The sequence below is a fragment of the Acetobacter sp. AN02 genome (assembly GCF_029759835.1).
Lineage (GTDB): Bacteria > Pseudomonadota > Alphaproteobacteria > Acetobacterales > Acetobacteraceae > Acetobacter.
Genome location: NZ_JAJJND010000121.1, coordinates 1 through 5598, shown reverse-complemented (window position 1 = coordinate 5598; position 5598 = coordinate 1). Strand labels below are relative to the sequence as shown.

At 50.6% G+C, this 5598-nt stretch carries 2 protein-coding genes and 2 pseudogenes; 2 read left to right on the top strand and 2 right to left on the bottom strand.

The features are described 5' to 3' along the window. Window positions 1-129 (top strand): annotated as a pseudogene (locus LOC54_RS11090) (IS481 family transposase); the annotation flags it as partial. Here LOC54_RS11090 and LOC54_RS11085 read toward each other — a convergent pair. Then, window positions 126-1238 (bottom strand): AI-2E family transporter, encoded by a 1113-nt coding sequence (locus LOC54_RS11085; protein ID WP_279313865.1) that lies wholly within the window; start codon window positions 1236-1238, stop codon window positions 126-128. The pseudogene LOC54_RS11090 and the gene LOC54_RS11085 overlap by 4 nt on opposite strands. Window positions 1239-1241: 3 nt before the next feature. Next, window positions 1242-4331, bottom strand: coding sequence for an AsmA family protein (locus tag LOC54_RS11080; RefSeq protein WP_279313864.1), 3090 nt, complete (start codon window positions 4329-4331; stop codon window positions 1242-1244). 1013 nt (window positions 4332-5344) lie between these two features. On the opposite strand from LOC54_RS11080, the pseudogene LOC54_RS11075 reads away from it, so the two are divergent. After that, a pseudogene (locus LOC54_RS11075) lies at window positions 5345-5598 on the top strand (IS6 family transposase); the annotation flags it as partial.

The following is a 5598-nucleotide window of genomic DNA, read 5'->3' as shown; positions in this document are numbered from 1 at the left end:
AATTTCGGGCGAAGACTCAAGACCCTCAGTGGCCTTACCCCTTACGAATACGTCTGCAAAATCTGGACTTCAGAGCCGGAAAGATTCATCATCAATCCAACCCATCAAACCCCGGGACTAAACATCTAAGTGTGGTCAATATCCGCGAAACTACAAGCCCAGTTCTTAATCATCGTAACAGTAACCGAGAGGATCATCGGTCCGACAAACAAACCTGCCAGCCCCAAAGTAGCCAATCCACCTACCGCTCCTATCAGAATCAGCCAAAAGGAGATGTTTACATACTTACGAATTGCAAATGGCTGTAGGAAGTTATCACAGATCACGGTCAAAAAAGCGAATGGGACAAGAACCAGTGACGGGATAAGTCCATATGAAAAATATGCCCATACTACACAAGGAATCATGATGATAGATGCGCCAACCTGAAGAAGGCAGGTCACAAAAACAATAGAAATAACGACACTGATCCAAGACATTCCCGCAGCGAAAAGGCCGATCGCGACGATTATCGTTTCAATAATCGCCGCTGCGGTAACGCCTAATGCTACGCCACGAATTGTCTGTTTAGCCTGCTCTAACAGACTGACTCCGGTAGATCCTGCTACGCCATAAGAAAGCTTTATGCATAGGGAATGAATAGCTTCCGCTTTGGCGAGGAAGAAAACCATAATGAGCATTGTGAGAACGAAATGAACAATGAGAACGCCAGTGCTACCAGCATAGCTCACAACGGTGTGAAAGAGTTGATCCGGAGTTGGCACCGCCTGGTTCAGTAATTCTGGAAGTTTCTGTTCCCGCAGATGATCCCAGGATCTCACGGCATGCTGGCCGAGATATGGGAGATCCGAGACCCAATGCGGCAGAGGAGGCAATTTTAGGGTCGCCAGTGACGCTGCGAAGCGGGAAAGCGACCCGACATGACGGAGCAGCGTCGATATCGTCAGGCAGAATGGCAACACAAAAACGAACAACGCGGTAAAGGCCGCACACAGAATGGCCAGGGCCCGGCTGCCGCGTAGCACGGGCTGAATCCGCCGGACCATCGGCCAAAGTGCAATGGCGATTGTCGTCGCCCATATGACAGCCGGAAGAAAAGGGCGCAGAATCCACAATGCAGCAAGAAAAACGACTGCTGCGGTTCCTACGGAAAGTAATGGCCGCGTATTATTTACCGACCCGGATGGCTGTGGTTCTGGCTGGATATTATCCTGTGAATGGATGATATATTCGGTCATGGATCAGGGTATCTCCCCCAGACAAGGTGAGTGCGAATAATAGTCTTTCAGGGAAACGGGCACGGGAATGTCAGATGCAGCATCCTTCAGCAGGGCACGCCCGCGTCGGGAGAACATGGCGAGACCAAATCCCGGATTTGAGAACGATCCCCGCGCCAGAAGAGGAATTTCCAGGGCGAAAGGCGCCCTTGCTCCATGGCTGGTAAAGACGAGTTCAAACCATTTACGCCCGAGATCAAAGTTGGCTTCTCCATAGAAAGAACCAACGGATGTCCTTATCCGCAAGGGACGTAGCGCGCCGCGTCCATGATCCATACTGACAAAAGCCAGCAGACACGAAACAGGCTCCGAGCCCTTTTGCCTGCGAAATAGGAGGGCAAGATTTTCCTGTGCTATTCCAAGAACCTGGCGAGACAGGGTCCCCGAGGTAATCCCCGCACCAGCAATGATCCTTGCCTCCGTGACTGCCTGATTCAATGTTTTTACCGGCCCCGAAACTGCGGAGCCCTGAAAAGCGACCATCCCGGAGAGAGGCAATGGCGGCAATCCGGCCTGTCGCCGAAAGCGGTCGATATCCGCGTTGGCAACCGCAACCGAAGCCTGTGCCAGCGTCCCATCCCCTTTGGCACGAAGAGTACCGGACATCTGGAGTGTTGCGCCTAGCCACGCCATGCCAAGGCGCTGGATACTGATTTCCCCCGGTATCCGCTTGAGAGACAGGGCGGCATTATCAAACGCGAACCTGTTATAGAGGATGTGCTCAGCCGAAAATGACAGATCCAGCAATGGATCTGGATGAACGTCCACGAAAAGCGGGATATCAGTTGTTTCGTGCTCGGTTGACCGGACCTGAGCACCGTCCGATGCTTTTCTAGGCGGTGCACCTGCCAGCAGCGCGTTCATATCGAGGGTAGAGAAATTCAATGCTCCCGAAATGGCGTCAGGTTGATGGAATGCCCCTTCACGGAAGACCAGATCGGTTGGACGAAGATCGCTTCCCCGAATATTTCCCCCTGTTTGGGTCAGAGACCATACATCTCCCAGATGAATAAAATGACCTCTGAGCCTCAGAGGAACTTTCAGTGATCCCGGCTCGATCCCGGCGATCCTCATAAGGGGCCAACTGCTTGGCGTGATCAGATCAACTGTGCCGTTAATACCGTCGAAATTCAGCAGATCCGTCGCGGTACCGACCAGATGCATTGTCAGATCACCAGATGTAGCGGTGAACGCCATTCCAAAGGGTTGCCCGGCATGGCGAAAGGCGCTGAAAGGATGAAGCGCAATTTTGAGAGTGAGCGGTACAGAATTATAGGCACCCACCACGGTCATCCTGATCGGAGTTTCGTCGCTTACCGAAGACAACACAACATCGTTCAGACTGCTGACATAACTCTTGCCGTTTGACGATCGATAGATAATCTCACTGCCTGTGATGTGAACTGAACGCAGTCCCGGAAACCAGTTCAGGTCAGGAGCTTCCGCAGCCTGCCTGACGGGCCTGATCTCTTCGGGGGCCGGAGAGAAATGCCAGTTCCGCTCGCGTTTCGCGGTTCGCTCAAACAGCCCCGAAAAGCCGTCGATCCTCACGTTGCGCAATTCGACCGGGCTAGCGAGAAGGGACATCAGACGTAGTTCCAGATGCGCGTGCCTGAGCCGGAACATGTCAGGCCGTGACCCATCGGGAATGTTTGCGATATGCACATCATCCAGATCGACCATGACCCATGGACCGATCCTGACATGCAGTGAGCCGACTGTGCTCCTGCGCCCGCTGGTCTGGGTTAACGCAGGCGCAGCCAAAGATGTCAGGTTGAGATCCGTAGAGCGAATGTCGATCCCGTCTGCTGTCCGTTTCAGCGTAACACCAACCTTTTCAAGACCGATCGCCCTGTAGCGCAGATGGTCCGCGAAAAATGACATATCGAGCCGCAGATTGGGGCGTATCGTCGCAAGAGATGCCGTGCTCATTTCTCTGTTTTTGACCATTTTTCTAGAAAATTTCGCAGATGTCCCGTCGAACGTGCCACCCGCCAGCAAGGCGTCTATATCGAGCATGGAGAAATTCAGTTGCCCCGACAGCATATCGGGCTTTCCCTTACCGCCTTCTCTGAAGGTCAGGGACGTCGGCGCCAATGTGCTTCCACGGATTTTACCTGTGGCGTCTGAAAGCGACCATAGATTGCCCTTGTGAATGAAATGCCCTTTGAGCACGAGGGGGGTTTCCAGTGACGCCGACGTGAGGCCCGCAATCGCCAGAAGAGATTTACTGGTTTGTGTGGCAAGATCAAACTTACCATCGACCCCATCGAAATTCCGCAAATCCTTCACCGTGGTGTCGAGATACAGGACAAGGTCTCCTGATGTGACCGTTGCCCGCAAATCAAACGGCTCTCTGAACCTACGAAATTCTGCGAAAGACCGAAAACCGCTTTTTACTGCGAACGGAACCTTATTGAATGTTCCATTAAGCACAAACCGAACGGGCGCCTCATCGCCGGAAGACGCAAGAAGCATATCATTTAGAACACTATCGTAACTTTTCCCGCTCGATGTCCTGAAAATGAACGTGCTGTTGATGACATGAACCGATCGGAGACCTGGAAACCAGCGCCAGTCGGCAGAATCCGCAGCGGATTTCACGGAATGAAGCTCTTCCCGCCGGGGCACGAAGCGCCAGTTCTGCTGACCCGAGGCAGTCTGCTCGCAAAAAACAGCAAGACCGTTAATGACGACATTGCGGAGTTCAGCAGGCCCGCGAAAGAGCGACATTAAACGAACTTCAAGATGTGCGTGCTGGAGCGTGACCATGTCTGGCCGGGAACCATTCGGAATATTCGCGATATGGACATCGTCCAGATCAACCACCAACCATCGATTTAACGTAACATGCAGTGTGCCGACCGAGACCATACGTCCTGTAGTCGCTTTCAGCCTCTGTTCTGCGAGTGGCGCCAGATTGCAGTGCGGTAACTCCCATATTCCCATCCACAGGATCAGACTGAAAATCAGGAGAAGGAAACCGATGAGAAGGCCCAGTTGTCGATGCCTGAACGACTTTTTCTCCTCAGCATCAGGTGCTTGAAGAATCATAATACCTCTATGGCTGGTTGATCTGTAGGCTTAGTTGTCCCACAGTGGAAGCAATTGAGAGAAACAACACAGAGTTGTTCAACATGATGGATTATGTATTTACAAGACAATACAATATATTTATAAATACAGAATGTATATGGTTAATTTCAAAAATATAGATATGAAATTAATACATTAACTACTTCCAGAGACAATAAACCAATAAATTTGATATGAATTCATGATTGTTACTTTCTGTATTTCTTTTAATATTTATATTTATGGTTTAATTTTCAATTATTGCATGTTGCGTGCAATGTATTTTATTGGAAGTTTCATTAATCACGTTGATAAACCATCATCACCTGATAGTAGCACTCCCATTATATTTAGATCCCTTGCTAGGGTCATCTTCCGGTTTTCGTGCAATCTGGATGTTTGCTCGATTTCCAGTTCGGTGGCCAATCGATGAAATAACTCACTTTACTTTTCCCCCTCAGGCATCAGAGTTGCTATCTTCGCGCGGTGGTCTTGAAAGTCCGTTTGGCGAATGACCTGCCCATCGCCCTCGAGAACGTTCAGTATCCTGATAAGGGTCGATCGCTCTCACCCCTATTGAGAATGCTAATCCACTTTGCGTCAGTAGCGTTTTGGACGCTATCAGGTGCGCCATGGCACGCATGGTGACCAGGGTGAGGCCATTCGGACGCAAGACGCGGCCCAGATGTGTTCGCCATAATGTGGTTAGGCGCATTATGTGAAACGTTAAGGAAACATTGTCATAGTGCGTCAGCTCAAGGCATTCGAATTCAAATGGCTTTAACATCTCTGCATCCATGAGATTAAGACTACATGACATTGATTTGTATAACAACTAAAAATATCAGAGATTCCTGAAAACAATTTCGAACGATTGTAAAGCAATCCAATTGAATCAATCTACGGCGTGTCGTCAGTTAAGCGCTGAGTGTTGACGCCTGAAGGTTGTACGGTGCTGTCACGTTAACTTTGAGCCGTGCTAAACTGAACTGATGAGCAAGAGGTCAGTGAGTTACAAACGGCATTGTTTTCCGCGTGAGGTGATCGCGTATGCGGTGTGGCTGTATTTCCGGTTTCCGTTGAGCTTTCGACTGATTGAGGAGATGCTGCTGGAGCGCGGGATCATTGTCTCTTACGAGACGATCCGCCGCTGGAGCCTGAAATTCGGTTCCGCATTCGCCCGCCTTCTGCGTCGCAAGGCAGCCAGACCCGGGGATATCTGGCATCTTGATGAAGTCCGGATCGT

Coding starts and splice junctions, on each gene's coding strand:
- LOC54_RS11085 (WP_279313865.1), bottom strand. CDS start 1,238: ATGACCGAATATATCATCCATTCACAGGATAATATCCAGCCAGAACCA.
- LOC54_RS11080 (WP_279313864.1), bottom strand. CDS start 4,331: ATGATTCTTCAAGCACCTGATGCTGAGGAGAAAAAGTCGTTCAGGCAT.